Annotated in this window: 22 protein-coding genes; all 22 read right to left on the bottom strand. The window is 48.5% G+C overall.

All coding sequences use genetic code 11. From position 1 onward, the window contains the following. Positions 1-19: 19 nt before the first annotated feature. Positions 20-1,138: a threonine-phosphate decarboxylase gene (locus ACMXYU_RS11730; protein WP_415898812.1), complete on the bottom strand. Its 1,119-nt coding sequence runs from the start codon at positions 1,136-1,138 to the stop codon at positions 20-22. Beyond that, the gene (cbiB, locus tag ACMXYU_RS11735; RefSeq protein WP_415898813.1) at positions 1,135-2,094 is read right to left on the bottom strand and encodes an adenosylcobinamide-phosphate synthase CbiB; all 960 of its coding nucleotides are present in this window, start codon (positions 2,092-2,094) and stop codon (positions 1,135-1,137) included. The genes ACMXYU_RS11730 and cbiB overlap by 4 nt, the downstream gene beginning before the upstream one ends. Continuing rightward, positions 2,091-3,608 carry a cobyric acid synthase gene (locus tag ACMXYU_RS11740; RefSeq protein ID WP_415898814.1) on the bottom strand — a complete coding sequence of 506 codons (1,518 nt, stop codon included), beginning with the start codon at positions 3,606-3,608 and terminating at the stop codon, positions 2,091-2,093. Before ACMXYU_RS11740 ends, cbiB begins: the two co-directional genes overlap by 4 nt. 151 nt (positions 3,609-3,759) lie before the next feature. Next, positions 3,760-7,608, bottom strand: coding sequence for a cobaltochelatase subunit CobN (cobN, locus tag ACMXYU_RS11745; protein ID WP_415898815.1), 3,849 nt, complete (start codon positions 7,606-7,608; stop codon positions 3,760-3,762). Positions 7,609-7,641: 33 nt separating this feature from the next. Further along, the gene (gene cobW, locus ACMXYU_RS11750) at positions 7,642-8,721 is read right to left on the bottom strand and encodes a cobalamin biosynthesis protein CobW (protein ID WP_415898816.1); all 1,080 of its coding nucleotides are present in this window, start codon (positions 8,719-8,721) and stop codon (positions 7,642-7,644) included. Between the two features lie 5 nt (positions 8,722-8,726). After that, entirely contained in the window at positions 8,727-9,518 is a 792-nt protein-coding gene (gene cobM, locus ACMXYU_RS11755; protein WP_415898817.1) for a precorrin-4 C(11)-methyltransferase, read from the bottom strand. A 102-nt stretch (positions 9,519-9,620) separates the two neighbouring features. Continuing rightward, complete coding sequence (cobJ, locus tag ACMXYU_RS11760) at positions 9,621-10,397, bottom strand: precorrin-3B C(17)-methyltransferase (protein WP_415898818.1); 777 nt, start codon at positions 10,395-10,397, stop codon at positions 9,621-9,623. Between the two features lie 18 nt (positions 10,398-10,415). After that, complete coding sequence (locus tag ACMXYU_RS11765) at positions 10,416-11,186, bottom strand: cobalt-precorrin 5A hydrolase (RefSeq protein WP_415898819.1); 771 nt, start codon at positions 11,184-11,186, stop codon at positions 10,416-10,418. Continuing rightward, positions 11,186-11,911 carry a precorrin-2 C(20)-methyltransferase gene (gene cobI, locus ACMXYU_RS11770; RefSeq protein ID WP_415898820.1) on the bottom strand — a complete coding sequence of 242 codons (726 nt, stop codon included), beginning with the start codon at positions 11,909-11,911 and terminating at the stop codon, positions 11,186-11,188. The genes ACMXYU_RS11765 and cobI overlap by 1 nt, the downstream gene beginning before the upstream one ends. After that, positions 11,908-13,170: a precorrin-6y C5,15-methyltransferase (decarboxylating) subunit CbiE gene (cbiE, locus tag ACMXYU_RS11775; RefSeq protein WP_415898821.1), complete on the bottom strand. Its 1,263-nt coding sequence runs from the start codon at positions 13,168-13,170 to the stop codon at positions 11,908-11,910. The genes cobI and cbiE overlap by 4 nt, the downstream gene beginning before the upstream one ends. Beyond that, positions 13,170-13,811: a precorrin-8X methylmutase gene (locus ACMXYU_RS11780; RefSeq protein WP_415898822.1), complete on the bottom strand. Its 642-nt coding sequence runs from the start codon at positions 13,809-13,811 to the stop codon at positions 13,170-13,172. Before ACMXYU_RS11780 ends, cbiE begins: the two co-directional genes overlap by 1 nt. Positions 13,812-13,829: 18 nt before the next feature. Then, positions 13,830-14,600 carry a precorrin-6A/cobalt-precorrin-6A reductase gene (locus ACMXYU_RS11785; protein WP_415898823.1) on the bottom strand — a complete coding sequence of 257 codons (771 nt, stop codon included), beginning with the start codon at positions 14,598-14,600 and terminating at the stop codon, positions 13,830-13,832. Then, the gene (locus ACMXYU_RS11790; RefSeq protein WP_415898824.1) at positions 14,597-15,754 is read right to left on the bottom strand and encodes a cobalt-precorrin-5B (C(1))-methyltransferase; all 1,158 of its coding nucleotides are present in this window, start codon (positions 15,752-15,754) and stop codon (positions 14,597-14,599) included. Before ACMXYU_RS11790 ends, ACMXYU_RS11785 begins: the two co-directional genes overlap by 4 nt. A gap of 4 nt (positions 15,755-15,758) precedes the next feature. After that, the gene (locus ACMXYU_RS11795; RefSeq protein WP_415898825.1) at positions 15,759-17,093 is read right to left on the bottom strand and encodes a cobyrinate a,c-diamide synthase; all 1,335 of its coding nucleotides are present in this window, start codon (positions 17,091-17,093) and stop codon (positions 15,759-15,761) included. Further along, positions 17,093-17,680 carry a cob(I)yrinic acid a,c-diamide adenosyltransferase gene (cobO, locus tag ACMXYU_RS11800; RefSeq protein WP_415898826.1) on the bottom strand — a complete coding sequence of 196 codons (588 nt, stop codon included), beginning with the start codon at positions 17,678-17,680 and terminating at the stop codon, positions 17,093-17,095. The genes ACMXYU_RS11795 and cobO overlap by 1 nt, the downstream gene beginning before the upstream one ends. 9 nt (positions 17,681-17,689) lie before the next feature. Then, on the bottom strand, positions 17,690-19,357 hold the full coding sequence (locus ACMXYU_RS11805; protein ID WP_415898827.1) for an ATP-binding protein: 1,668 nt from the start codon (positions 19,355-19,357) through the stop codon (positions 17,690-17,692). A gap of 256 nt (positions 19,358-19,613) precedes the next feature. After that, a complete protein-coding gene (locus ACMXYU_RS11810) occupies positions 19,614-20,993 on the bottom strand; it encodes an MFS transporter (RefSeq protein WP_415898828.1) in 1,380 nt (459 codons plus the stop codon). Continuing rightward, positions 20,993-21,685: an energy-coupling factor ABC transporter ATP-binding protein gene (locus ACMXYU_RS11815; RefSeq protein WP_415898829.1), complete on the bottom strand. Its 693-nt coding sequence runs from the start codon at positions 21,683-21,685 to the stop codon at positions 20,993-20,995. Before ACMXYU_RS11815 ends, ACMXYU_RS11810 begins: the two co-directional genes overlap by 1 nt. Beyond that, positions 21,682-22,464 (bottom strand): cobalt ECF transporter T component CbiQ, encoded by a 783-nt coding sequence (gene cbiQ, locus ACMXYU_RS11820; RefSeq protein ID WP_415885345.1) that lies wholly within the window; start codon positions 22,462-22,464, stop codon positions 21,682-21,684. The genes ACMXYU_RS11815 and cbiQ overlap by 4 nt, the downstream gene beginning before the upstream one ends. A 10-nt stretch (positions 22,465-22,474) precedes the next feature. After that, positions 22,475-23,050, bottom strand: a complete 576-nt coding sequence (locus tag ACMXYU_RS11825) for a hypothetical protein (RefSeq protein WP_415898830.1) — start codon at positions 23,048-23,050, stop codon at positions 22,475-22,477. Continuing rightward, the gene (gene cbiM, locus ACMXYU_RS11830; protein ID WP_415898831.1) at positions 23,043-23,663 is read right to left on the bottom strand and encodes a cobalt transporter CbiM; all 621 of its coding nucleotides are present in this window, start codon (positions 23,661-23,663) and stop codon (positions 23,043-23,045) included. The genes ACMXYU_RS11825 and cbiM overlap by 8 nt, the downstream gene beginning before the upstream one ends. A gap of 15 nt (positions 23,664-23,678) precedes the next feature. Further along, a complete protein-coding gene (locus ACMXYU_RS11835; protein WP_415893796.1) occupies positions 23,679-24,479 on the bottom strand; it encodes a DUF4198 domain-containing protein in 801 nt (266 codons plus the stop codon). Between the last annotated feature and the right edge of the window lie 9 nt (positions 24,480-24,488).

The following is a 24,488-nucleotide window of genomic DNA, read 5'->3' on the forward strand; positions in this document are numbered from 1 at the left end:
ATATGAGCCCGTTTATAGATCATTCCAGTGTAAGTAATAACTCACTTATAACCCGTTTTAATTTCTGACACTGGTCTGCATTTTGGGTATCAACTAACCCACTGCGCAGCAAACAGTTTTTACTATCACGCTGTGCTTTATCAGCTGATAAATCACAGTTGAATTCGTCATCCAGAACAAGGCGGATCAGTATGCCCTGCTCGGCTAAAAATTGGTAAATCTGCTTCGCTTTTTCAGTGTCCAATTTAACCGTTAGAAACAGGCCATCGCACGATAAAAGCTCTGCATTAAATGTCCTAAGCAATGGCAGCCAAAGCTCTAAGGTTGCTTGCGCATTTTGGCTAATTTTCTGCCTAGCCTCAGCCTGCCATTTAGCATCATTCAGCGCAGCGATGGCCACAGCTTGGGCCGGACCATTTACCGCCCAAGGGCCTAGTTCCGTTTGTAACTGTTGCAGTATCTGTTGATTAGCAAAGGCAAAACCCAAACGAATACCGGCTAAGCCAAAGAACTTACCGAATGACCTCAGCACTAGGATATTACCTAGCTGCTTAAACCGATCATAATCACTTAAAGCACTCTGTTCAGGGCTTAGATCAATAAAGGCTTCATCCACAATAAGATAAGTGCCCTGCTGCATCTGCTCCGCCCAGCGATAGATCTGCTCCGGGGTAAATTTAAGCCCTGTTGGATTATTCGGATTGATCAGTAACAGGTGCATTGCAGAACCTGAATTTAGCTGCTGTTCGATACGTTGCTCAGCAGCTTTCTGATCAGTTGCAGGATAATAATTCAGCTCTCGCTTCTGCTGTTGCCAGCTGTAGCGATGTTCTTGATAACCACAATCGGGTAGCAGGATCGGTAACTCTTGCGACACTGACGGTAGCGCTGATGGCAATAACTCGATGATCTGTTGGGTGCCATTAGCCGCCACGCCCTCAGCGCCATAGTAGCTTCTAACCGCCGCTTTAAATTCAGCTGATTGATAAGGCAACTGCTGAAAGCAATGTTCGCTTATCTGAGGTACAGGGTAAGGTACTGGGTTGATACCTGTGGATAGATCCAACCATTCCTCTACCGGAATACCGTATTGCGCAGATGCCGAGATCAGATCGCCACCGTGAATCAGATCACTCAAGAGCTCACCCCTGAGGTAATCGCCGCCGTTAAGGCCAGTGTCACATAAAGACCTATACCCCACAGCATGAGTACGCGGTTTACCAATGCGCAGGCATCTTCGATACTTTTTGCCGAAGGTTGATCACCTTCCAAGGGGCCTAGTGGTGGGCGCTGCTGTACTTCACCGTGATAAATAGCTGCACCACCTAAGGAAACATTGATCGCCCCAGCACCTGCGGCCATCACTGGGCCAGCATTTGGGCTCTTCCACGTTGGCGCTTGCTGCTTCCAGCTATCCAGTGCGATCTTGGTTTCACCCACCAGTGCATAACTTAGGGCGGTTAGACGTGCTGGGATAAAGTTCAGCAGATCATCGATACGCGCTGCGCACCAACCAAAATGGAGGAAGCGTTCGTTTTTGTAACCCCACATGGCATCCAGCGTGTTGCTCAAGCGATACAGTACTACGCCAGGAATACCTAACAGGCAGAACCAGAAGATTGCCGCAAAGATCGCATCAGCACCGTTCTCTAATACCGATTCTGTTGCTGCAGAGGCTACCGATTTTTCATCTAGCTCGGCGGTATCACGGCTAACAATCATCCCTACAGCGGTGCGAGCGCTATCCAGATCACCTTGATTCAGCGGTTTAGCAATGGCTAAAGCATGGCTGAGTAAGCTCTGCCAACCGATCGCTAAGTACAACACTATTCCGCCGACTACCGCAGAAAAAACCGCCGAACCTGACAACAACAGATCAACAATCAACGCGGCGCAAGTTAACGGTATAACAGCCAATAACCAAGCAATAATACCGGATCGCTTCTGTCTGTTTTTAGCCGCAGTCCCCTGATTTAATCTCTTCTCTATCGCTATGGCTAAATTGCCAAAGCCCACCAGCGGATGGAATCGCTTAGGCTCTTTTAGGAAGTAATCTAACAGCAGCGCGATTAATAAACTTAAAGCGATGCTCATGCGGGTTCACCAGCCTTTTCATCTAAGCCATTTGCTTGTAGCTCAAGCAGGCTAAGTATCTTTTCTAATGGCATCACCGCTTCGACTTCATCCGCTAGACGGTTGATTTGTTCTTCACGGAACGCTGGGTAATCAAAGCTATTCTGCTGATCCAAACCAGCCCAATCTAGCCACGCTTGTAGTAGTTCTGGTTGATCAAATACACCGTGTAGATAAGTGCCAAGCACCTGATCACTTGGATCACGCACACCGTCGGTGTGGATAATCCCATCAACATCCAACTCAAATAGCGGGTTATCTAAGGCTTCACCGCTACTGATACCGGCATGGATCTCGTAACCCGTCACTGGGGTATCTGTACCGCAAAGCACGCCTTTAACATTACGCAGCATCTTATTGCCAGTCAGCGTGGTTTCCATCGGTAGAATTCCCAACGCTTCGCTAGAACCGGCTGTGGATTCGATCTGTTCAGGATCGTGAATCCACTCCCCTAGCATTTGATAACCGCCACAGATACCGATTAGCTTGCCGCCAAAACGTAGGTGACGCTCAATCACTTTGTCCCAGCCATTCTCTTTTAACCAGTTAAGGTCGCCACGGACATTCTTACTGCCCGGCAGAACGATAAGGTCTGCTCCGGTAAACTGTTGTGGATCACGGATAAACTCGCAATCCACCTGCGGATGCATTCGCAGTACATCAAAGTCGGTATGGTTACTGGCGCGAGGGTAGATAGGTACAACCACTTTGAGTTGTTGCTCACCGTTGCTCTTTTGCTGCTGATTAACCGCGTCTTCCGCCTCGATATGCAGATTCATTACGTACGGAATTACACACAAAACAGGTACGCCGGTTTGTGCTTCCAACCAATCCAACCCCGATTGCAGCAGACTAACATCACCACGGAAACGGTTAATTACAAAGCCCTTAACACGGGCCTTTTCGGAATCAGAAAGCAGTTCATAAGTCCCCAACAGATGAGCAAACACACCACCACGATCGATATCTGCAACAATAATCACCGGGCAATCGACTGCCTCGGCAAAACCCATATTAGCGATATCATGCTCACGCAGATTGATCTCGGCCGGACTACCCGCCCCTTCGACAATCACAGCGCTGTATTTCTGCTGTAACTGGGTGTGGCTTTTCACCACTTCGGTTAGTAGCTTAGGCTTAAACGCGTGGTACTCGGTCGCCTTCATATTGCCGATGGCTTTACCGTTAAGAATCACCTGCGCACCAATATCACTGTTCGGTTTTAACAGTACAGGATTCATCTCTACTGAGGCTGGTAGATAGCAGGCTTCAGCCTGTACCGCCTGAGCACGACCGATCTCACCACCCTCTGCGGTTACCGCGCTGTTAAGCGCCATGTTCTGTGGTTTGAATGGCGCAACAGAGACTTTGTGGCGAGCAAGAATACGGCATAACGCGGTAACGACGATGCTCTTGCCGGCGTCAGACGTGGTGCCTTGAACCATAAGGGTGTGCGGATTTTTAAAGGTGCTCATTTCAGATCCTATGCTCCGCACGTAAAAGGCAGCTAACATCCGCCGAAACCTGCTTGGAACAGCTAAAAGATAAGCCCAAGAATGTTTTGTTATTTAAGTTCGTCATTAAATCAAAGCACATAATTAAAATATCGAGACGGGGGCGTCTCTCCTACATTGCGGACTCTTGCTGTTCATCTAATTCAAGCAACAGATCTTGGAGTCGCTCGGAGTAATCTCCCGGTTCCTGCCATAAGCCACGTTGAGTTGCTTCTAATAACCGCTCTGCCATTTCTTCTAGGGCATGGGGATTATGCTGCTCTAGGAACTCGCGGTTCTGTTGATCAAATACCAGTGCATCGCTGACCTTCTCGTACTGATAATCGGCGATCAGGTTAGTGGTGGCGTCGTAAGCAAACAGGTAATCGACGCTGGCGGTCATCTCGAACGCGCCTTTATAACCATGTTCCTGCATGGCATTGATCCATTTAGGGTTCAGTAGGCGCGAGCGGATTACACGGTTCAGTTCTTCTTTTAGAGTGCGGATCTTTGGCTTTTGCGGGTTAGAGTGATCACTGTGATACACCTGTGGAGCTTCACCACGATAGACTTCAACCGCGTTACTCATACCGCCTTGGAACTGGTAGTAATCATCGGAATCTAGCAGATCGTGTTCGCGATTATCTTGGTTCTGTACCACCGCTTCCAGTTGCGACAGCTGATGCTGAAACGCCTGCGGTGCAGCCACGCCATCACCTTTTTGATTACCGTACGCGTAACCACCCCAGTTTAGGTAAGCCTCCGCCAGATCGCTTTTCTGTTCCCAGCAGCGTTCATCGATCAAGCCCTGTAAGCCAGCGCCGTATGCGCCCGGTTTGCTACCGAAGACACGGTAACTTGCCTGACGCTGTGCTTCCTCCGAAGACACACCTTGCTCTAAAAGCTCCTGCTCACGCTTGTGGATATTCTGCGCGATGGTGTTGCTATCACCCGGTTCTTCCAACGCAGCAATCGCTTGCACAGCTGAATCGTAAAGCTTCATTACATTAGGGAAAGCATCACGGAAGAAGCCGGAAACTCGCAGGGTAACATCCACTCGTGGTCGGCCTAATAGCTGCGAGCTAAGTACTTCAAAATCGACGACACGATTCGAGCCCGGCGCCCAGATAGGTCGAATACCCATCAAGGCAAAGGCCTGAGCTATATCATCACCACCAGTACGCATGGTCGCTGTACCCCAGACCGATAAACCAAGAGTACGCGGATAATCACCGTTTTCCTGAAGATGACGTTCGATCAGCGCTTGTGCGGAACGCTCGCCAATCGCCCATGCAGCAGGAGATGGGATAGAACGATTATCCACCGAGTAGAAATTTCGACCTGTGGGCAGGGTATCTAAACGGCCACGAGTCGGCGCACCACTTGGGCCAGGGTTAACAAACTCACCGCCTAAGCCTGCGATAAGCGATTCGATCTCAAGCTCGGCACTTTGCAATAACGCTTTGTGGATAGTGGCACGGGCATAAGCAAGTTGTTTTGCTGTTCTGGGTAGATCGCTTAAGGTTTCTAGCGAATTATCTGCCAAGACATAGTCTGTTACTAACTGAGCCGCGAAGAGTTCCAAACGCTCACGGGTATCAGCCTCACTGCGCCAATCATCTTGGGTAAGTTCAGCGAGTTGGGCTGGTTTTTCACCTAGCCAGTTTTTACTGCCTGCTTCTAGTGGATCAAAAGAATCGTTATCTACTTGTAGATTCAGATCCTGTACTAAGTTATGCAAAATACCCTGACTATCGGGATCATCACCCCGTGGCAGACGTAGCAACGCCACTAACGTATCTGCTAATTTTGACGTTTCCGGCAATTCACCTAGACGATGTAGACCATGACGGATCTGCGCCTCTTTGATATCACAGAGGTAGGCATCCAGTTCGTTTAGAACGGTGTCTTCATCATCGAACGTTTGGCCTAGCTCTTCTAACAGGTGAGTATTCTTAACTTGCTTCAGGATCTCATCACGCAGCCATTGCTGACGTTTATCATCCATCCCCATCGCTTGATAATACTCATCCACCAGCCCTTCCAGTACTGCCATTTCGCCGTAGGTTTCGGCGCGAGTCATTGGCGGCATAAGATGATCAATAATCACCGCTTGGGTACGGCGCTTGGCCTGCGCACCTTCACCGGGATCATTGACAATAAATGGGTAGAAGTGCGGCATTGGCCCTAAAGCGATATCCGGCCAACACTCTTCTGATAGCGCACTACCCTTACCCGGCAACCACTCTAAGTTACCGTGCTTACCTACATGCACTACCGCATCCACTTGATAGCACTCGCGCAACCAGAAATAGAATGCTAGATAGTTATGCGGTGGGATTAGATCAGGATCATGGTAGTTAGCCACCAGATCGATATTAAAACCACGGGCTGGCTGGATACCGATAAAGGTTTCACCTAAGCGAATACCGGAAAGCATCAAACGGCCATCACGGTACTTAATATCCTGCTGTGGCGCGCCCCACTGATCGATCACCGCTTGTTGGCAAATCTCAGGTAGTTGAGCAAAACAGCGCTGATAATCTTCCAGCGACATACTCTGCCAGCACGGCAGGTTGTGCAGGGTATTCGGGTTATTCGTTACTGCACCTAGCAGTTCCTGAATCAGGGCATCGCCATTTTCAGGAATATCCTGCAGTGGATAACCTGATGCTTCCAACGCTCTTAGAATATTCACAGCAGAAGCTGGAGTATCTAAACCTACACCATTGCCGATACGGCCATCTTTGGTTGGGTAGTTGGCCAAAATCAGCGCGATGCGCTTTTCAGGATTGGGCTTGTTTGCTAGCTGAGCGAACCTAAGCGCTAACTGCGCCACAAAACCTGCGCGTTCTTGATGGAGTTGATAACGCACCACTGAAACTTGGCTGCGCTCATCAAAGTGATCTTCGGTTTTAAAGCTCAACGCACGGGTATGCACCCTGCCATCCATCTCTGGCAGAACCACCTGCATGGCGATATCACGGCTACGTAAACCTTGCGAGTGCGTTAGCCAATCCTCTTCGGTACTACTAGAAAGAACCAACTGCAGAACAGGTACTTTACGTACAAACGGCGAGTAGAACTCGCTCGGTTGCGAACACAGATCAGGGCTTGCAACAGTATTCGAGGCAAACCCTGTGCTGTTGATAATCAGGCTGGCACCGCTCTGTTCCAGTAGTGCATTCACTAGCGCTAAGGATTCCGCATCTTTAAGCGAGGCAATTGCGATTGGTAATGGTGCTAAGCCGTTGCTTTCTAGCTGTTCGATCAATTGATCAAACATGCGGGTATTGCCACTTTGCAGATGGCTACGATAGAACAACAATAGCGCTACCGGCCTATCAACGTCGCTCTGCCGTTGTTGCCACTCTGGAAAAGTCGCTGCCTGCACAGTATTTTTTGATGTGTTACTAGCAGCCGGCAGATAGATCATGCATTTAGGTAGCGGTCTTGGCTCATGCCACAGACGCTCTTGTTGCAGGTATTGATCGGTTAAACAGTTCAGCAGTTGCAGACTGTTATCTACACCGCCTTCACGAAGGTAGCGCCAGATCCGCATCGCTTCGCTATCGGTTACAGAACTAGCGGAGAACAATTCTGGATCAGGGGTATCATCCCCCGGCACGATGATTAGCGTTCGGCTACTGTCAGCTTGCGCCCATGCTTGCAGGCGTTCGAAGCCATACTGCCAGTAACTCGCACCACCTAAGAGCGACAACACAACGACTTTGGACTGTTCCAGCACCTTGTGCTCATACAGATCATAAGCAGCAGGTTTTAGCAGCTGCATCCAGTTGGCTAGACGAACCGATGGTTGATCTTCAATCTGCTCATCCGCAAAAAGGCACGCAGCATCGGACAGCGCGGCAAGCGAGCTATCGGCTGCAGAGAGGATGATCATATCGGCCGGTGTCTGGTTTAAGTCGATGATGCCTTCATCATCGACAAACCCGCCCGGTTGCGCTGCTAATAGGTGCATAAATAATCAGTCGTTAGTGGCTAGAAACCAGAATTAAACCAATGCTTCTTCAAGCGCGGCTTTGATGGTTGCTTCGTCGATGCCTTTGCCGATAAATACCAACTGAGTTTTCGGCTCATCGTTGCCCCATGGACGATCGAAATACACATCCAAACGCTTGCCTACCGCCTGCATTACCTGACGCATCGGCTTACCTGGAAGTGCCGCAAAACCTTTAGCACGGAAGATATTAAAGTCGCTTAGCAGACCTTTCAGAATAGCTTGCAGCTTGTCGCTATCCACTTCACCGATAGATATCACGAAAGAATCAAAGTGATCGTGGGCATGGTCGTGATCATGGCCGTGATCGTGGTGATGATCGTGGTGGTTGTGTACCGCTTCGATACGCTCTTCTGTAGCGCAGTCTAGACCCATCAGCATCTCAAGATCCGCTTCACCGTTGCTGATGTAAGAGGTCTTAACTTCAGCAGGCACTTTAGCATTTACAACCGCTTCAACCTGAGTGCGTTGCTCTTCTGCGAGTAGATCGTTTTTGCTCACTACAACCAGATCCGCAGCACTTAGCTGATCTTCCAGAAGCTCTTTCAAGCTTGGATCATGATCTAGGCTCTCATCCGCTAAACGCTGCTCTTGAACTTTAGCTTCGTCGTTAGCGAAACGACCCGCTGCAACCGCAGGACCGTCAATTACAGTGATGACCGCATCAACGGTGCAGTACTCTTTAATGCCCGGCCAGTTGAATGCCTGAACGAGTGGTTTAGGTAGCGCAAGACCACTGGTCTCAATCAGGATATGATCGATATCGTCACGACGCTCAACTAGCTGCTGCATAACTGGCAGGAACTCTTCTTCTACTGTGCAGCAGATACAGCCGTTCGCTAGCTCGTAGAAACCTTGTTCGCCCTGTGCACCACCTTCTGCTGCAGACTCATCTTCACAATCAAGAGGACAGCTACGTAGCAAGTCAGAGTCGATATCCAGCTCACCAAACTCATTTACAATCACGGCGATACGCTTGCCTGCCGCTTGTTTCAAAACACTAGATAGCAATGTTGTTTTACCGCTACCCAAAAAACCTGTTACTACCGTGGTTGGAATCTTATTCAGTTGCATAACTATTACTCTGTTGTCTCTTTAACAAGTTTTGCTTTGTGTTCTTTCTTGCGGAATACGTGGGCCTGATCCTTGTCGTACAGATAGGAATCGGCAAAATCATCGGTATCCAATACGTGACCGACCAGAATCAAAGACGTACGGGTAAAACCCTTTTCGCGAACTTTAGCGACAATATCACCCAAAGTTCCGGTCACTTTATCCTGATCAGGCCAAGAGCTGCGATAGCAAACCGCTACCGGGCAATCTTCGCCATAGTGTGGAATCAGCTCTTCAACAATCTTATGGATACGGGTGACACCCAGATGGATCGCCAAGGTGGCACCGCTTTGCGCTAGCTGAGGCAAACGCTCACGCTCAGGGAACGGCGTTTTACCTTCATAGCGGGTCATGATGATCGTTTGAGATACACCGGAGAGTGTTAGCTCTTTCTTCAGATAAGCGGCAGAGGCAGCCACCGCACTCACGCCCGGAATCACTTCATAATCGATCCCTTCGGCTTCTAGGCGGCGGATCTGTTCGCCGATAGCGCCATAAAGCGATGGATCACCACATTGAAGGCGGGCAACGTCCTTACCCTCTTTATGTGCTTGAACGATATGATCGGTAATCTGATCCAGATCGATCGTTGCGGTATCGATGATCTTCTCCGCTTTGCCTTCAACCGCTTCCAGTACTTCACGTGGAATCAGAGAACCGGCATAAAGCACCACTGGGCACTCTTGCAGTACACGATGACCTTTCAGGGTCATTAGCTCAGGATCACCCGGACCTGCACCGATAAAGTAGACTGTCATAATTAAATCCAATAATAGGAAGTTTTGTCTGTGGGAGCGGCTTCCAGCCGCGAAATTTCGGCGCAAGATGCGCCTCCCACAAATCTAATTCACCAAACCTAGTTACAACTTCTTTGAGTAACCGCGCGGGGTGTAGACCCACTCTTTTGAGCCATTGACGATATGGCGAGATTCGCTGTTACCGACACTTACTAGTGTGAACATATCCACATCTTTAGCATCCAGCTCACCTAAGGTAATAATACGGATCGACTCATCTTCACGAGTTAATTGGCGACCTAGTAACACTGGCGTTTCCGCAGGGCGATACTGCAGCAAGATGTCGCGGGCATGATTCAGCTGCCAATCGCGCTTTTTGGATACGGGGTTGTAGAAAGAGATTACAAAGTCACCGCTACCTGCACTGTGGATACGTTTCTCGATTGTTTCCCAAGGGGTTAACAGATCAGAAAGCGATACCGTACAGAAGTCATGGCCCAACATTGCACCAACGCGGCTGGCACCCGCCTGCATTGCCGAGATACCTGGGATCACTTCGATATCCACATCTAGCCATTCAGGATGATCTTCTTTGCCCTGTAACTGTTGATCCAGCAGCTCAAATACCAATGTCGCCATGGCATAGATACCGATATCGCCACTGGAGATCAGTGCGGTGGTTTTACCGCTTGCCGCCAGATCTAAAGCTAAACGCGCGCGACCGATCTCTTCGCCTAAAGGCAGATCATGGTGCTGTTTGTTATCACAAACATCGCCCAACAGATCTAGATAAAGACCGTACGCGACTAGATCGGAGCTTGCTTTGATCGCTTCCAAAGCTTTTGGCGCTACAAGCTGTTTATCACCCGGGCCTGTGCCCACTACAAATAGTTTTGACATTAAATTCTCTTTATTCGGCTATTTGCCTGAATAGCTTCTGGCAATTGCACAGGTAGCTTTCTTCGTTTTCTGTTTATTCAAGACCAGCTCAGGCTGTTGCCCAGTCTGCTGCTTGGCACTCAATAGGGCTGCTGATTCTGCTACGCCATAAACACCTACAGTGTTGAACACATACTCGGATCGAGTGCTCAGCAGCGGTTCCATCTCTGATAGCTGGTTTTTATCCCAAGTCTGATAAGGCTTATCGAGCTTTTTAGCCAACTCAATTAAGCCAACCTCGTCTGCTTTAATATCGATGCTGCTGATAGAACTCACTTGATCTAAGCTCAGGCCCGACTGTTGAAGACATTCCATTAGCAACCGTTCCAATTCATCCACAGGGCAACCACGTTCGCAGCCCATACCGACGCTATAAACTGGATTTAGGTAGCCATTGGCTGTGGTTATCACCGGCTGGGCATTTAATAGCTTCGAGACTTCTAAAGCCCAATTATTGGCTCCACCTTCGTGACCTGATAACAACGGAATTACAAACTGCCCCTGCTCATCAATCACCAGTACGGGCGGGTCTTGATATTTATCCTGTAGCACCGGTGCTAAACTGCGCATAACAATGCCAGTGGCACAGATAAAGATCAGTCGATCACCGTTTTTAAAAAAGCCCTGAACTTGCTCCGCAAAAGGTTGCGGTTTATACACCACATCGGCTTCAATCGAGGATCTAAGACGCTCAGCGAGGCTTTTTCCAGCCTCTGTAAGAGCGATGATCTTGGTTTGACGAGAAGCCATTAGCGGCTATTCCTCTCACTACGAGTAATCACAAACAACGAAAAGTAAGGGCCCGCTTCAGCTTCCAGCTCACTAATATCGTTCACAATACGTTGATTATCACGGCCGATATATTCCAAATACTGGGCATCTTCTGTGCGCCCGCTATCAGCCAGTAATTTAAGTAAACGAGGGCGTGCCTGACCCGCTTTCATAATCACCAGCGAATCATTTTGTTTAAGTGCGGCAAGAATCTGTTCGTCAGAATGACGACCATTAACCACTGCAAAGGACTCTTTCAGCATAGTGAGCGGATGAACTAGAGTGGCTGCGGCGGCATTTACCGAGGTAATGCCCGGTACAACTTCGCAGGTAAACCGATCTTGTAAACGTTCCAATAGATAACTGAATGAGCCGAAGAACAGAGGATCACCTTCACACAGGAAGATCACATCTAAGCCCTGCTCTAGTTGTTCAGCAATCGCCGCTGCGCCCTGATCATAAGCCTCATTCGCTTTGTTGCGATCCGTCGACATCGGCATATAGATAGGAATACCCGATTGCGCTGTTGTCGCTGAATAGATGGCATCGGAAGCGATATTCTTCGCTTGTGATTCGCCTTTATCATTCACCAGATAGCTGATCACATCAGCGCTCTGAATCAAACGCCAAGCTTTCACTGTTAATAACTCAGGATCACCTGGGCCAACGCCAACACCGATAAATCGGCCTTTCACCAGATTCATACAACATCTCCGGTTTTAACAAACTTAAACAAATTAACCGGTAAATTCGGTCGATACATCAACTGCCCTGCTAAAGTTTCACCACGACTTACGGCCACTTGGGTGGTTTCCAATTGGCTATCTTCGGCTAACGAGCGTTCTTGCCAGAACTGCATCAGTAGCTGTTTGGTATTTTCAGTGACCGCACTCGCCACCAGTACACCATCTTTAGGCAGTAAGGCCCATATTTCGGCAAGCAACTGTGGCAATTCACCATCGCTACCACCAATAAACACTTTGTTTGGCAAAGCGAGCCCTTCTAATGCTTCAGGCGCGCGCCCTTCAACAATATTAAGATTGCTTACCACGCCAAAACGCTGGCGGTTCGCTTCTAAGCAACTTAGGCGATCTGGGTGATGCTCTATCGCATTCACGGTCGCTAGCGGCTGCCAATAAGCAAGCTCAACGGCTACGCCACCACAACCCGCACCTATATCCCAAACCTGATCATCACGGCTTAACTGCATCAACGAGAGAATCGTAAGTCTGACCTCGCGTTTACTGATCATCCCTTTACCCGGTTTATCTGTATCAGTAATAAAGTGCTGATCAGGAATACCCGGAAACTCAGGTAGGTAACCTTGGTTTGAACCCGGTTCGATAAGGGTCAGATGCAGTGGATCAAACTCATGATCTGCTTCCAGTAACTCCGATGCAGAGAAACGGCGAATCTGCTCGTCTGGATAACCTAAGGTTTCCAATACGGTCAGCTGTGCTTGTGGAAAACCTGACTCAACACAGTGTTGAGCAAGCACCTGAGGATAACTTTTACTGTCCGTCAGGATCAGCAACGACTGATTCTGGCGTAAACGTGTTTTCAGCTTTTCGACCGGACGACCGTGCAGGCTTAATACTTCTAAGTCCTGCAGGGCCAGACCCAAACGGTGGCAGGCCATCTGTAAGCTCGATACCGCTGGATAGAATCTCAAATCTGACTGGGAAAAATAGCGGCTAAACCAACGACCAATGCCATAAAACAGTGGATCACCGGAGGCTAGAATCATCACTGATTTTTCTTCAGCAAGAACGCCCTCAACCAGTTTTTTCAGTTCAGCTAGTTTTGGCAGTTCCGTGGTAGCGTTATCTGATGGCATCAACTCTTTGATGGTCGCCAACTGACGCTCAGAACCGATCACCAGATCAACCTGTGCTAAAGCCTGCTGCGCATCCGAAGACAGTTCAGCCAGATGAGAAACACCTAAACCAACTACGTGGATCATTAATAATACTCCCCACGATTACAACGCAGCAGAGCATTACAACTGGCGGCTGATACAGCACTACCACCCTGACGACCCAGCAGCGTTATACATTCAATGTCCAGTTGCTCGTGAACATCCCACAATGCTTGTTTGGACTCAGCAGCACCGACAAAACCCACCGGCATACCGATAATCAACGCAGGTTTTTCTGCGCCCTTTTCGATCATCTCTAACAAACGAAACAATGCAGTAGGCGCATTGCCAATCACCACGACACTACCGGCCAAAGAATCACGCCATAGCTCTACCGCCGCCATAGAACGGGTCTCACCCGTTTGTTTTGCCAGTTCTGCAGTACGTGGGTCATTCAGATAACAGCTAGGTAAACGCTGAATCATGCGTTTAGTGATTCCCTGACGTACCATCTCGACATCACAGAGGATTTCGCACTCCTGAGACAGCGCAGCCATACCTGTTTCACAAGCATTTTTACTGAAACGCACCTGTTCCGCTAACTCAGGCATACCTAAGCTGTGCACAATACGCATCACAACTTGTTGCTGCTCGCGATCGAAGTGGCTTAGCTCCGTTAGCTCGCGAATCTGTCGAAAGCTATCTTTCTCTATCGCCTGTGGATTAATTTCGTACTCAAACGCCACGCTGTTTCTTACCTACTATCATCTAGACTCGTTAACTAGTGTTCTGACGGCTTCTACACAGCCGTCTATCTCTCGGAATATCCGATCCGCTTCAGGAAGTTCTGGGCGCTCTAACATAAACACATCTACGCCCAACTCTCTGGCAGCACTCAACTTGGCTTCTGTTGCTGCGCCGCCACTATTTTTACTGATCAGCAGATCAATCTGATGATGCGCTAACAGTGCCTTTTCATCCTGATGATTAAACGGCCCAATCGCTTTTAACCATTGCATGCTTTCCGGTAATTCAGCTTGCGCAGGTGCAGCTGTGCGGAACACCTGCGTCTGACCATTACGTTGTGCATAAACGCCAAACTGATCGATCACCGCTTGGGATAACTGCCCCGCCGTCAAAAGCACCGACTTATAGCTTTCTGCTGCCGCAACCAGTGATTGCATATCAGCAAAGCTACGCCACTTATCACCCTGCTGCGCTTGCCATGCTTCGCGATGGAAACGCCAGCATTCAATTCCAAGCTGTTTAGCGGCATTCACCGCAGTAGTGCTCATCGTTTCGGCAAAGGGATGGGTCACATCTAGAAGAAGACCGATCTGCTCCTCTTTTAGATAAGTATCCAATCCACCGTATTGGCTAAAACCACCTGAGATTACTTCGCAAGGTAGCTGCGGAATTCTCACCAAGCCAGCCACGCTATAGATCACGCGGTTATCACCTAATAGTCCTTGCTGATCTAGGCCTTTAACCACTTTGCGCGCATCTGAGGTGCCTCCAAGAATCAGGATATTCACTGCTGTTCTCCATTCAGGCTACCCGATGTATCTCGGTTAGAAGCTTTACCTTGAGCATGCCCGACAAAGTTGCCTTTTCGATCCGTGGCCCACACTTCGATCTCTACTTGAGGTTGAGTTTTATGCACAACCTCTTCTGCAACCAGCAACGCCTGTGTACAAACCGCTTGTGCCAGATCGATCTCGGCTTCCTGACACAGTTTCAGTACTTCCATACTGGTATTTGCGTTGTGGATCTTCTCCAACAACGGTGCATTAGCACCCAGCTTCTCAGCCAACATCGCCATATGTTGAAAATCGATGCTGGAGCTGCGGCTATTCAGATCCATATGACCGTTCGCTAGTTTGGTCATCTTGCCAAAGCCGCCACAAATACTGAGCTTCTCTACAGGCTCTTTACGTAGATGCTTAAGTAAAGCGCCAACAAAGTCGCCCATCTCAATCAGGGCCATATCATCCAAGTTGTAGTGCGCTTTAATAGCAGCTTCACTGGTACTGCCGGTCGTTGCTGCCAAGTGTTTAGTTCCGTTGGCTTTGGCAACATCCACCCCTTGGCGGATAGAGGCGATATAAGCAGCACAAGAGTATGGCCGGACAATCCCTGTTGTCCCTAAAATCGATAAACCACCGATAATGCCAAGGCGTGGATTCATAGTTTTAAGGGCAATCTGTTCGCCCTTTTCTACGCCCACAGCAACCTCAAAACCACCTTCGTAGCCATAAACATCAGCGGCTTTTTGTAGATGCTCAGTCATCATCTTGCGTGGTACCGGGTTGATCGCAGGCTCACCTACATCAAGTACCAAACCTTCGCGCGTCACTGTGCCCACGCCTTCTGCGGGTTTAAATGCTACACCCGCTTCTTTAGTCAATCGAAGCTCAACAAAGACCGTTGCACCATGGGTGACATCAGGATCATCACCGGCATCTTTAATGGTTGCGGTTCTAATACCCTGCTCATTTTCTAACTGTTGATAAGCGATAATCTCCAGCTCTACCAACTGCCCGCGAGGCAACAAGACTTCTACATTTTCTGGCTCTTTGCCTGCTAACAACGCTTGAGATGCAGCTACACAACATGCAGTCGCACAGCAACCGGTGGTTAAACCGCTGCGCAACTCTGGCTGTTGATTTTCGCTACTCTCAGGCCACACGTTCTTATATTTCCTCTAAATTACCGCTAAAAATTGCGGCGATCGCTTCTGGGTTCGACGCAAAAAACAGATGTAGATAACTCGCCGTTAAACCTTTCTCTCGGTAGATCGCTTCGCCCGGTGCTGGGTGACGCTGACGACGACCATGTCCTACCGGTTCCGGTGTATCAGAACTACGCGAACGGTGATGAGCATGTGCCTGAACCTCACCTTCAGGTAACATCGCCGTTTGCATCCCTTGGCAACCGCGTTTACCGCGCATAGCCCCATGGCCTTTGAGAATTCCAGTCATAGGACGGCAGTTATCTTCTAGATCGGTAAGATCTTCAAGGCAGTAGAGGAAGCCGCCGCACTCAGCCAAAATCGGTTTGCCCGCTGAGTGGAACTCACGGATCTGCGCCTGCATGGTTTGGTTGTCAGATAGCGCCTGTGCATGCAGTTCTGGATATCCACCCGGTAACCATAAGCTATCAGCTTCTGGTAGTTCCTTATCATGTAGAGGCGAGAAGAACTTAAGCTCTGCTCCCATCTGCTCTAGTAAACGTAGATTGGCATCGTAGATAAAACTAAACGCTTCATCCTTAGCGATCGCTATGCGCTTACCTTCCAGCAGCGGTTCAACCTCAGGTATTTCTGCGCTGAAGAACTCTACTGGTTCAGGCAGGTTAGTAATCTGATTAATGTTTTCTAGCGGGCCTCTAATCCACTCGGCACCCAAACCAAAACGCTGCTCTAACTCGTCATAAACTTCTGCGGCCTGCACTAAACCTAAATGGCGTTCCGGTAAGGCAACCTCTGGGTCACGCGCCAATGTAGCTAGCAGAGGTAAAGATTCAGGCAGTGCATCACAAATCAATTGAGCATGACGCTCGGTGCCACAGTTATTGGCAATTAAACCGGCAACCGAAATATCAGAACGATAGTTAGCTAAGCCCATCGCAATCGCTGCAGCAGTCTGTGCCATCCCTTTTACATTCATAACGATCGCAACAGGGATATTAAAACGCGCTGCTAAGTCTGCACTGGAAGGTTCGCCATCAAACATGCCCATAGCGCCTTCAACCAAAATCAGATCGGCGGTTTTTGCTGCCTCATAGAGCTTTTGCTGGCAGTAGTTTTCGCCGGCCATCCATAGATCTAGCTGCTCGACATCCTGACCACTCGCCTGCGCTAAGATCTGCGGATCAAGATAGTCCGGGCCGGTTTTAAATACACGAACCACTTTACCCTGATCACGGAAATAACGTGCCAGTGCTGCTGTAATCGTGGTTTTACCTTCACCCGAGCTTGGTGCTGTTAGAAACAGTGCGGGGCAAAGTACAGATTGCTGTTCGGCCATTAGAATTCGATCCCAGCCTGCGCTTTAACACCAAGACGGAATGCATGACGCTCATCGCGAATACTGCTGATCGTATCAGCGATCTCTTCTAGACCTTCAGGCATAACACGACCGGTAATCATAACGTTCTGATTCTTCGGGCGATTTTGTAAGGCTTCGATAACCGGCTCTAACGGCAAATATTTGTATTTGAACATATAGCTAAGCTCATCAAATACCAGCATTTCATAGCTATCATCTTTAAGGTATTGCTCAGCTAGGGCCCAGGCTTTCTTCGCTGCCTCAATATCTTGAATTTTATCCTGCGTTTCCCAGGTAAAGCCATGGCCCATGACATTCCAGTCGATCAGCTCATGATCACGGAACAGCTTATATTCACCGGTCTCAGTACGACCTTTTACAAACTGGATAACCGCCGCTTTTTTTCCATGGCCGACACAACGTGCCATAGTGCCAAACGCAGAACTACTCTTACCTTTGCCGTTACCTTTCAGCAGGATAAGTACACCGCGCTCTTCAGTGGCTTGGGCGATACGCTTATCGATCACCTCTTTCTTTTTCGCCATGCGTTCCTGATGCGTTTTCATATCGGGTTCTTATGCTCCAGATAAAGATAGGTAAGTTGCATTTAATTCATTAGCGAAACGACGGCCTTTGCCGCGTTTCACTTGGCTGAGTTCGGTATCGATCCAGATCAAATCGCCACCTAAATCAATGCCATTTAAAGAGCTACTGCTGCGACCATCGCTTAATACATAGATAGCGACATCAAGCTCGGGCTGTTGTTTGCGCAGCTGCTGTAGATAAGTTCGCGCTTCAACAAAAGCTTCGCGCATAGGTGTGCCACCACCGGCACCCAGTTGATCTAACCAACTACGCAGCTCTTTAGGTGCTCTAATTCTAGAAAGCAGGTTTTTAACCTCGGTATTACCAAATCCAAACAGAGCAATCTGTTCACGATTCAAATACGCATTCTCTGAGATCTGCAGCACAGCAGCTTTTGCATAAGCAAAACCTTGTGCCTGCAAAGTGGAAGCTGAAGTATCCAACAAGACCAAGTGTAAACGATCTGCACTCTTGCCCTGCTTCTTAAACTGCAGCGCCTTCGGTGGCCAGTTAGGCAGGCTGCTCATTAAAGTCTTAAACCAGTCAGGACGACTGCTCAGTTCTGATGTTTGCTTAATGCCCTGCTTCTCGTGGTTGTGAGTCATCAGATCAGGAAGCTCTAGTGCAGTTTTCTCAGCCGTCTTCTGTTGTTGCGGCTTCATAGCCCCCCACTCACCTTCACCGGACTGTGGGCGATGACTATCGTCAGGGCGTTTAAAGCCTTGCTGATCTTGCTTAGGAGGTGTTGGCGGTTGCTGCGGAGGATTCTGCTCAGGCAAGACCTTACGGCGATGCGCTAAAACTAACTCTTCCACTGCATCGATATTCTGTAATGTTACTTCCGCTTGCTGATTCAGCGCCGCATGAGTTAACGCTGCTCGGTACCACACGATATCAGCACGCAGGCCATCAACCTGTGCTTGAGCACATCGCTCAGCAATATCTAAACGTAGCTCATCAGAACAAGTGACTGTTTGTAGCTTTTCACGAGCTGCCAAAATCTGATCAACCAGTTCAGTTTGCTGATCTGCATATTCAGCAATAAAGGCTTCAGGATTGCGATCAAACTGCTCGCGACGTTTTACAATCTCGACCCTCTCAAGCGGCGCATACTGGTTACTTAGATTTACCGAGAAACCAAAGCGATCATGCAACTGTGGGCGCAACTCCCCCTCATCGGGGTTCATTGTGCCAACCAATAGAAACTCAGAGCGGTGGCTATGGCTTATACCATCACGCTCTACGCGGTTTACGCCAGAGGTAGAAACATCTAACAATAGATCAACAAGGTTATCGGGTAGTAGGTTCACCTCATCCACATAGAGCACCCCACCGTGGGCTTTGCTCAATAGACCAGGGCTGAACTGCATCTTCTTATCGTTCAACACCTGCTCTAGATCCAGCGTACCCAACAGCATCTCTTCGCTTGCACCTAACGGTAGCGTCACGAACTCAGCCGCGACTAGATCATCCCCTTCCGCTTGAAGGTGATCGGGCAAAAGATCCGCCATACCGCGCGCTAGCGTAGACTTAGCACTACCACGAGGTCCACTGATCACCACCCCACCGATAGCTGGGTTGATCGCTGTAAGTATCAAAGCAAGCTTAAACTGCGCCTGCCCGCATACTGCTGTAAATGGAAAATGAGGCTTACTCATTCTGCTACCTTTAAGTTCCAGACTTCGCTGGAATGACTAAATTTGTTCTAAAGCTCATCGTACGCTGAGTATAGATGTTCGAGTACAAGGCAAATTTTTTCGAAAGAGCGGAGTCAGTGTGCCCCTTCGGGTATTACTGGTGTAAAGATTCACTCCGTTCACCCTAAAGGGCCGCTCTTTGAGCGTTGTGGCAGAAACTGCCGCTGAGCACTCAAGAAAAAATTTAACGCCGTAATCGGGCATCTAGGCCAGCGTACTATTGTTTTGGCCAATGTGCGTGATGTTCGTCGATAACAAATTTGTGTTTATGCTTCTGCTTCGGATGATAATGGGGATGCACATGTGGCTCTGGCCCCTCCCATCCTTCGTGTTCATGCTGATGATGTTCATCATGTACATGTGGATGAAGATGGTCCATCTCTGGATGCTCATGCCATAGATCATGCTGATCATCTTTCTTCCAAACCAACATTGCCGCAATCAACGCTACTGCGGCCAGCGCAGCTAAACCAAGAAAAGCACCGTCCATACCCAATCGGCTACCTAGCCATCCAGCAAGCAGATAACCTAACAACCACATACCGTGAGTCAGGGCGAAATTCGCTGAGAAGTAATCGTTTCGATCACTCTCTTGGCATGAGTTTCTGACTACTCGCCCGGTTGGTATAAGGATCAAACTTGTACCGACACCAATCACAAACCAGATTGGAAATAATCCCCAATACCCTGGACCGCTTAGCCCTGCTAACAGAACAACAACCAACAACCCTGCACCTATAAACATCACAGGGCGATCATGAACACTCTCAAGCAGTTTAGGCAATATAAACGCGGCTATCATTGAGCCTACGCCTGCTGAAAGCATCAGCAAAGGCACCTGTTCTTCGGATAAACCCAACACTGCACGTACATAAACAACCGTGTTTACGATGATCATCGCGCCTGCTGCAGAAAGCGCTAGATTGAGCAACAACACCGCCTGTAAGCGCGGCGTTTTAAGATAACTACGCACTCCAAAGCTAACCTTTTTCCAAACCCCACCGCTGCGATCGCTTACTGTATTAGCTGGAACAACCGCTAGTAGAAGAAACAACGCTGCGATAACAAAACCAACGGCATTCAACTCGAACAACAAGGCATAGCTAGTAAACAACAGTAAGAAAGCCGCTAATGCTGGGCTTAATAAGCTTTCCATCTCCATCGCTAAACGCGATAAAGATAGCGCTCGGGTATATTCTTTTTCATCGGGCAATACATCGGGCAATAACGCCTGATAGACTGGGGTGTAACCTGCGGCCATCGCATTCAGCAGAAACATCAACAGAAACAGCTGCCACGCTTCCTGACAGAACGGCATTAAAGCCACCAGCGCTGCTCGACCAATATTCAACCCTGCCAACCACCTCTTTCGTGGTAACTGACTGGCATAACCACCCACAACGGGCGCTACACAAAGGTAAGCGACCATTTTGATTGCTAGAGCTACACCCAATACCCAGCCAGCATCACTAGGATTTAGATCAAACGCCAATAGTGCCAAAGCAACCGTAGTCAGCCCTGTACCCACCAGCGAAACTAATTGACCAAGAAATAGCCAACGAAACGCAGGATTACTAAGGGGCTGAAAAATTTCCATTAAGCGCTTTCCAACTGCGGTTCAGCAACAGTTACAGCATTAAGTTTTGCATCTTTTAATCGCACTTCGCGAGTAGCCAGCTGGGCAATAAATTCTGAATCATGGGAGATGATGATCATTGCTTGCGGTAAGCCAAGCAGCGTATCGATCAGCCTTTGACGCGCTTCAGTATCTAAGGCATTACTCGGCTCATCCAGCAATAACACTTCAGGCTCCATCGCTAATACCGAAGCCAGCGTGATCATGCGCTTTTCACCACCCGATAGCTGGTGAGTTATACGCTCTTCAAAGCCTTCCATTCCTAACGAAGCTAAAGTATCGCTCGCAATCTTCAACGCTTCTTCACGGCTTTTGCCAAGGTTGAGTGGACCGAATGCTACATCTTCCAGAACCGTTGGGCAGAACAACTGATCATCTGGATCTTGAAATAGGAAGCCCGCGCGCGCACGAACATCGATGAATTGCTTTTCTTCACTGCGGGTTTCGCCAAACGCCCAAATCTCTCCGGCTTTAGCTTTCTTTAAGCCCACCAATAGATGTAATAAGGTTGTTTTACCCGCACCATTTGGGCCAGTTAATGCGACCCTTTCGCCTGCATTAAGAGTAAAATCGACGTTATCTAAAACCACTCCACGACGTGGGTAACGATAACTCAAACCGGTTACTTTAATTAGTGTGTTTTGTTCACTCATAAGAAATTCAATCCGGTTAGAATGCAAAGGAAAGGCACAAATACCGCTAAGAAGCGGTAATCTTCACTGCCTAAGCGCATATCATCAAACAGGTAAAACTGGCCTTTGTAACCACGGCACTTCATTGCATCCATAATCCGCTCTGAACGCTCTAACGAATGCACGAGCAACATGCCAATTAGATAACCAATCGAACGCCAGGTATGCATATCAGTGCGAAGTACAAAGGCTCGAGCCTGCATCGCTCTGCGCATCCGTTTGTACTCTTGGCCGATCACTTCAAGATAGCGCACAGTAAATAACATGAGATGTACTAGTTTATCGGGTACCCGAAGATGCGCTAATGCATGCCCTAGCGTGGTAGCGCTGATCGTGCCTACTAAAGCAAGCAGCGCTAATACCACAGCATGGGCCTTCAATAGAATCATGAGAGCATGAAAGAAACCCTCTTTACTCGCCGATAAACCAAACAGAGTAAACCAAGTTTCGCCGGGGGTGGTGAAAGGCAGCAGGATGATCAAGAAGATCATAAACATATCCATCGCGATCACACGACGAAGAGTACGTTTAACATTTAACTGCGCGAGCACCGCCAACATAAAGCCAGCGATAACGGCTGTTGTTAAAACAAAAAAGTTGTGCGAAAGCACTGTCGCAAACGCAAACAGTGTCACTAAGATAACGCGCATGCGCGGGTCAAGGCGATCAATCAACGATTGATCATGCTTAACCTTCTGCCCCTTCCATGAGGTGCCGCTATGCTCAAGAAACTGAGGCATGTTCCTTTTCCTACTGTTTCTCTTTCTGACGTTGGCGCCACCAGATACCTAAGCCGCAAAGTCCAAAGATATAACCAATACCACCCATCACATCTTGAAGACCCGCTTTCTCTTTATAAGCAGCCAATTCCTGACGCAATGGTTTAACCTGTTTTGCTACCGCTTTTTCGATCATCGCCTGCAGCGCTGCTTGATCACCATTAAACTTTGGAGTTTCACTACTATTGCCCGAAGCGCTCATTGCGACATTTCCGCCGGGTAAGCTATCTGGCAGTTCATCAGCCGGCAGGGAGATTTCAAGCACATGACCTGCACTCAGGTTGGCAAAGAAATGGTGATCAATTCGTTGCTGAGCCGAAAATACAAACAAGCCATCAGCGTCAGTTACGGTCTTACCGAGTTCATTACCAGCCGCATCAGATACGATAATTTCTGTACCCTCTTGAGCCATATCACCATTAGAAAAGCCAACTTCACCTTCTATCGTGTTACCAATAGCGTAAACACCACCGACAACATTATGGGCATGCGCACCTGAAGAAATCAGGGCAAATAGGAATACAAGTGGCGCTAATAACTTAGCCATAAGCGCGTTCCTCATCGAGACCAAAGAATTCAGGCTTCACCTTACGAATCAGCAACACAGCTGCCGCAGTGACAAAGCCCTCTACAATCATGACCGGAATATGCGCAACAAAGGTCGCTTTAGCTGCGAGCAAGAAAGCCTCGCCCGAAAGCATTAACGAAAATGCCACCATGATAGTAGTTATAACAATCGAACCTGCGCCACCGATAGCGCCCCAAGCGGCTGCCACTTTAGGTGACTGCGAACCAATTCCATGCCGGCAGAGGTAATACACCAACACCGCAGGTAACGCGATATTGACTGCGTTCACCCCTAAGACGAGGAATCCACCGAAACCAAAGAACACCGCCTGTAGAAACAGGGCAACTAATAGCGCAGGGAAAGCGGCCCAGCCAAGCGCTAAGCCGATCAATCCGTTCAGGATAAGATGCACACTGGAGAAACCAATAGGCAGGTGGATATAAGAAGCGATAAAAAAGGCGGCTGAAAGTACGCCTACCTGAGGAAGATGATCATAATCCATCTTCTTCAAGCCTAAGCCTACCCCAGCTACTGTCAAAGCAGCACCTGTTGCTAATACCGAACCCGACAAAGCGCCATCTACAATGTGCATCTTGGTATACCTAAATTATTTAACTGAGTGAGCCTGAACCCAAATTACAGCATCTTGGGATAGCTCTTTGCCTTTATGCTCTTTATCAGAGCCAACACCCAAGGCACAGAAACCCCACTGGCCCGCTTTAGGGATACCAAAAGTAAAGGTACCGTTCGCGTCAGCAAAGATTGTTTGTGTGATAAATGCGTCAGCTGGAACTTCCATATTAGCCTCTTTTGCGAAAGCGTTAGCTTTCATATCAGGCTCATAGTTTACGTATTCCACTTCAATCTCGGCGAATGGAACTGGCTTACCTTCACTTTTAACAACGCCGGTAAACGTACCGCCTTCATAGATCGCGTAAGGCTTAGTCAAAGGAACAATCTCGGCCTTCAAACCAAAATCTTCATTCCAATCTGTTGGCAAGCTGCCGACGTTCACGATGGACTTCGTGATCTGCTGAATATAGATATCTTCAGATTCTTCAAAATAAGGTGCCATTTGATGAACAAATACGTAGTCACCTAGACCGCGTAGCTTCACATCAGCTTCGAAAGAGGTACCGGTATTATCAGCGCTGGTCCACTGAGATGGTTTAACAGAATCTAGCAACTCTGTTTTCTTACCTTTTTTGATTACATAGAACTGTTCAGGCGCTTCAACCTGCATCACATGGCCACTTTCCGCAGGGTGTGTAAATGGCATTTTTAGGTTGATCTGACCACCACGCTCACGCAGTAATTCTGGCGTATAAACCATTTGGAAGTGAGCTGATGCAATAGAAGAATAGAGCGCAGCGCCTGCTGCTACTGAAAACGCTAATTTTTTAAGCACAAAAAAATC

Source organism: Neptuniibacter sp. QD48_11, assembly GCF_047778095.1.
Lineage (GTDB): Bacteria > Pseudomonadota > Gammaproteobacteria > Pseudomonadales > Balneatricaceae > Neptuniibacter.

Excerpts from the sequence above, each read along its gene's own strand:
- ACMXYU_RS11740 (WP_415898814.1), bottom strand. The coding sequence starts at position 3,608 with ATGAGCACCTTTAAAAATCCGCACACCCTTATGGTTCAAGGCACCACG.
- cobJ (WP_415898818.1), bottom strand. The coding sequence starts at position 10,397 with ATGTCAAAACTATTTGTAGTGGGCACAGGCCCGGGTGATAAACAGCTT.
- cobI (WP_415898820.1), bottom strand. The coding sequence starts at position 11,911 with ATGAATCTGGTGAAAGGCCGATTTATCGGTGTTGGCGTTGGCCCAGGT.
- ACMXYU_RS11810 (WP_415898828.1), bottom strand. The coding sequence starts at position 20,993 with ATGGAAATTTTTCAGCCCCTTAGTAATCCTGCGTTTCGTTGGCTATTT.
- cobO (WP_415898826.1), bottom strand. The coding sequence starts at position 17,680 with ATGAAAACGCATCAGGAACGCATGGCGAAAAAGAAAGAGGTGATCGAT.
- ACMXYU_RS11815 (WP_415898829.1), bottom strand. The coding sequence starts at position 21,685 with ATGAGTGAACAAAACACACTAATTAAAGTAACCGGTTTGAGTTATCGT.
- cobW (WP_415898816.1), bottom strand. The coding sequence starts at position 8,721 with ATGCAACTGAATAAGATTCCAACCACGGTAGTAACAGGTTTTTTGGGT.
- ACMXYU_RS11825 (WP_415898830.1), bottom strand. The coding sequence starts at position 23,050 with ATGGCTAAGTTATTAGCGCCACTTGTATTCCTATTTGCCCTGATTTCT.
- cbiE (WP_415898821.1), bottom strand. The coding sequence starts at position 13,170 with ATGATCCACGTAGTTGGTTTAGGTGTTTCTCATCTGGCTGAACTGTCT.
- cbiQ (WP_415885345.1), bottom strand. The coding sequence starts at position 22,464 with ATGCCTCAGTTTCTTGAGCATAGCGGCACCTCATGGAAGGGGCAGAAG.
- cobN (WP_415898815.1), bottom strand. The coding sequence starts at position 7,608 with ATGCACCTATTAGCAGCGCAACCGGGCGGGTTTGTCGATGATGAAGGC.
- ACMXYU_RS11765 (WP_415898819.1), bottom strand. The coding sequence starts at position 11,186 with ATGGCTTCTCGTCAAACCAAGATCATCGCTCTTACAGAGGCTGGAAAA.
- cbiM (WP_415898831.1), bottom strand. The coding sequence starts at position 23,663 with ATGCACATTGTAGATGGCGCTTTGTCGGGTTCGGTATTAGCAACAGGT.
- ACMXYU_RS11805 (WP_415898827.1), bottom strand. The coding sequence starts at position 19,357 with ATGAGTAAGCCTCATTTTCCATTTACAGCAGTATGCGGGCAGGCGCAG.
- cbiB (WP_415898813.1), bottom strand. The coding sequence starts at position 2,094 with ATGAGCATCGCTTTAAGTTTATTAATCGCGCTGCTGTTAGATTACTTC.
- cobM (WP_415898817.1), bottom strand. The coding sequence starts at position 9,518 with ATGACAGTCTACTTTATCGGTGCAGGTCCGGGTGATCCTGAGCTAATG.
- ACMXYU_RS11795 (WP_415898825.1), bottom strand. The coding sequence starts at position 17,093 with ATGGCCGAACAGCAATCTGTACTTTGCCCCGCACTGTTTCTAACAGCA.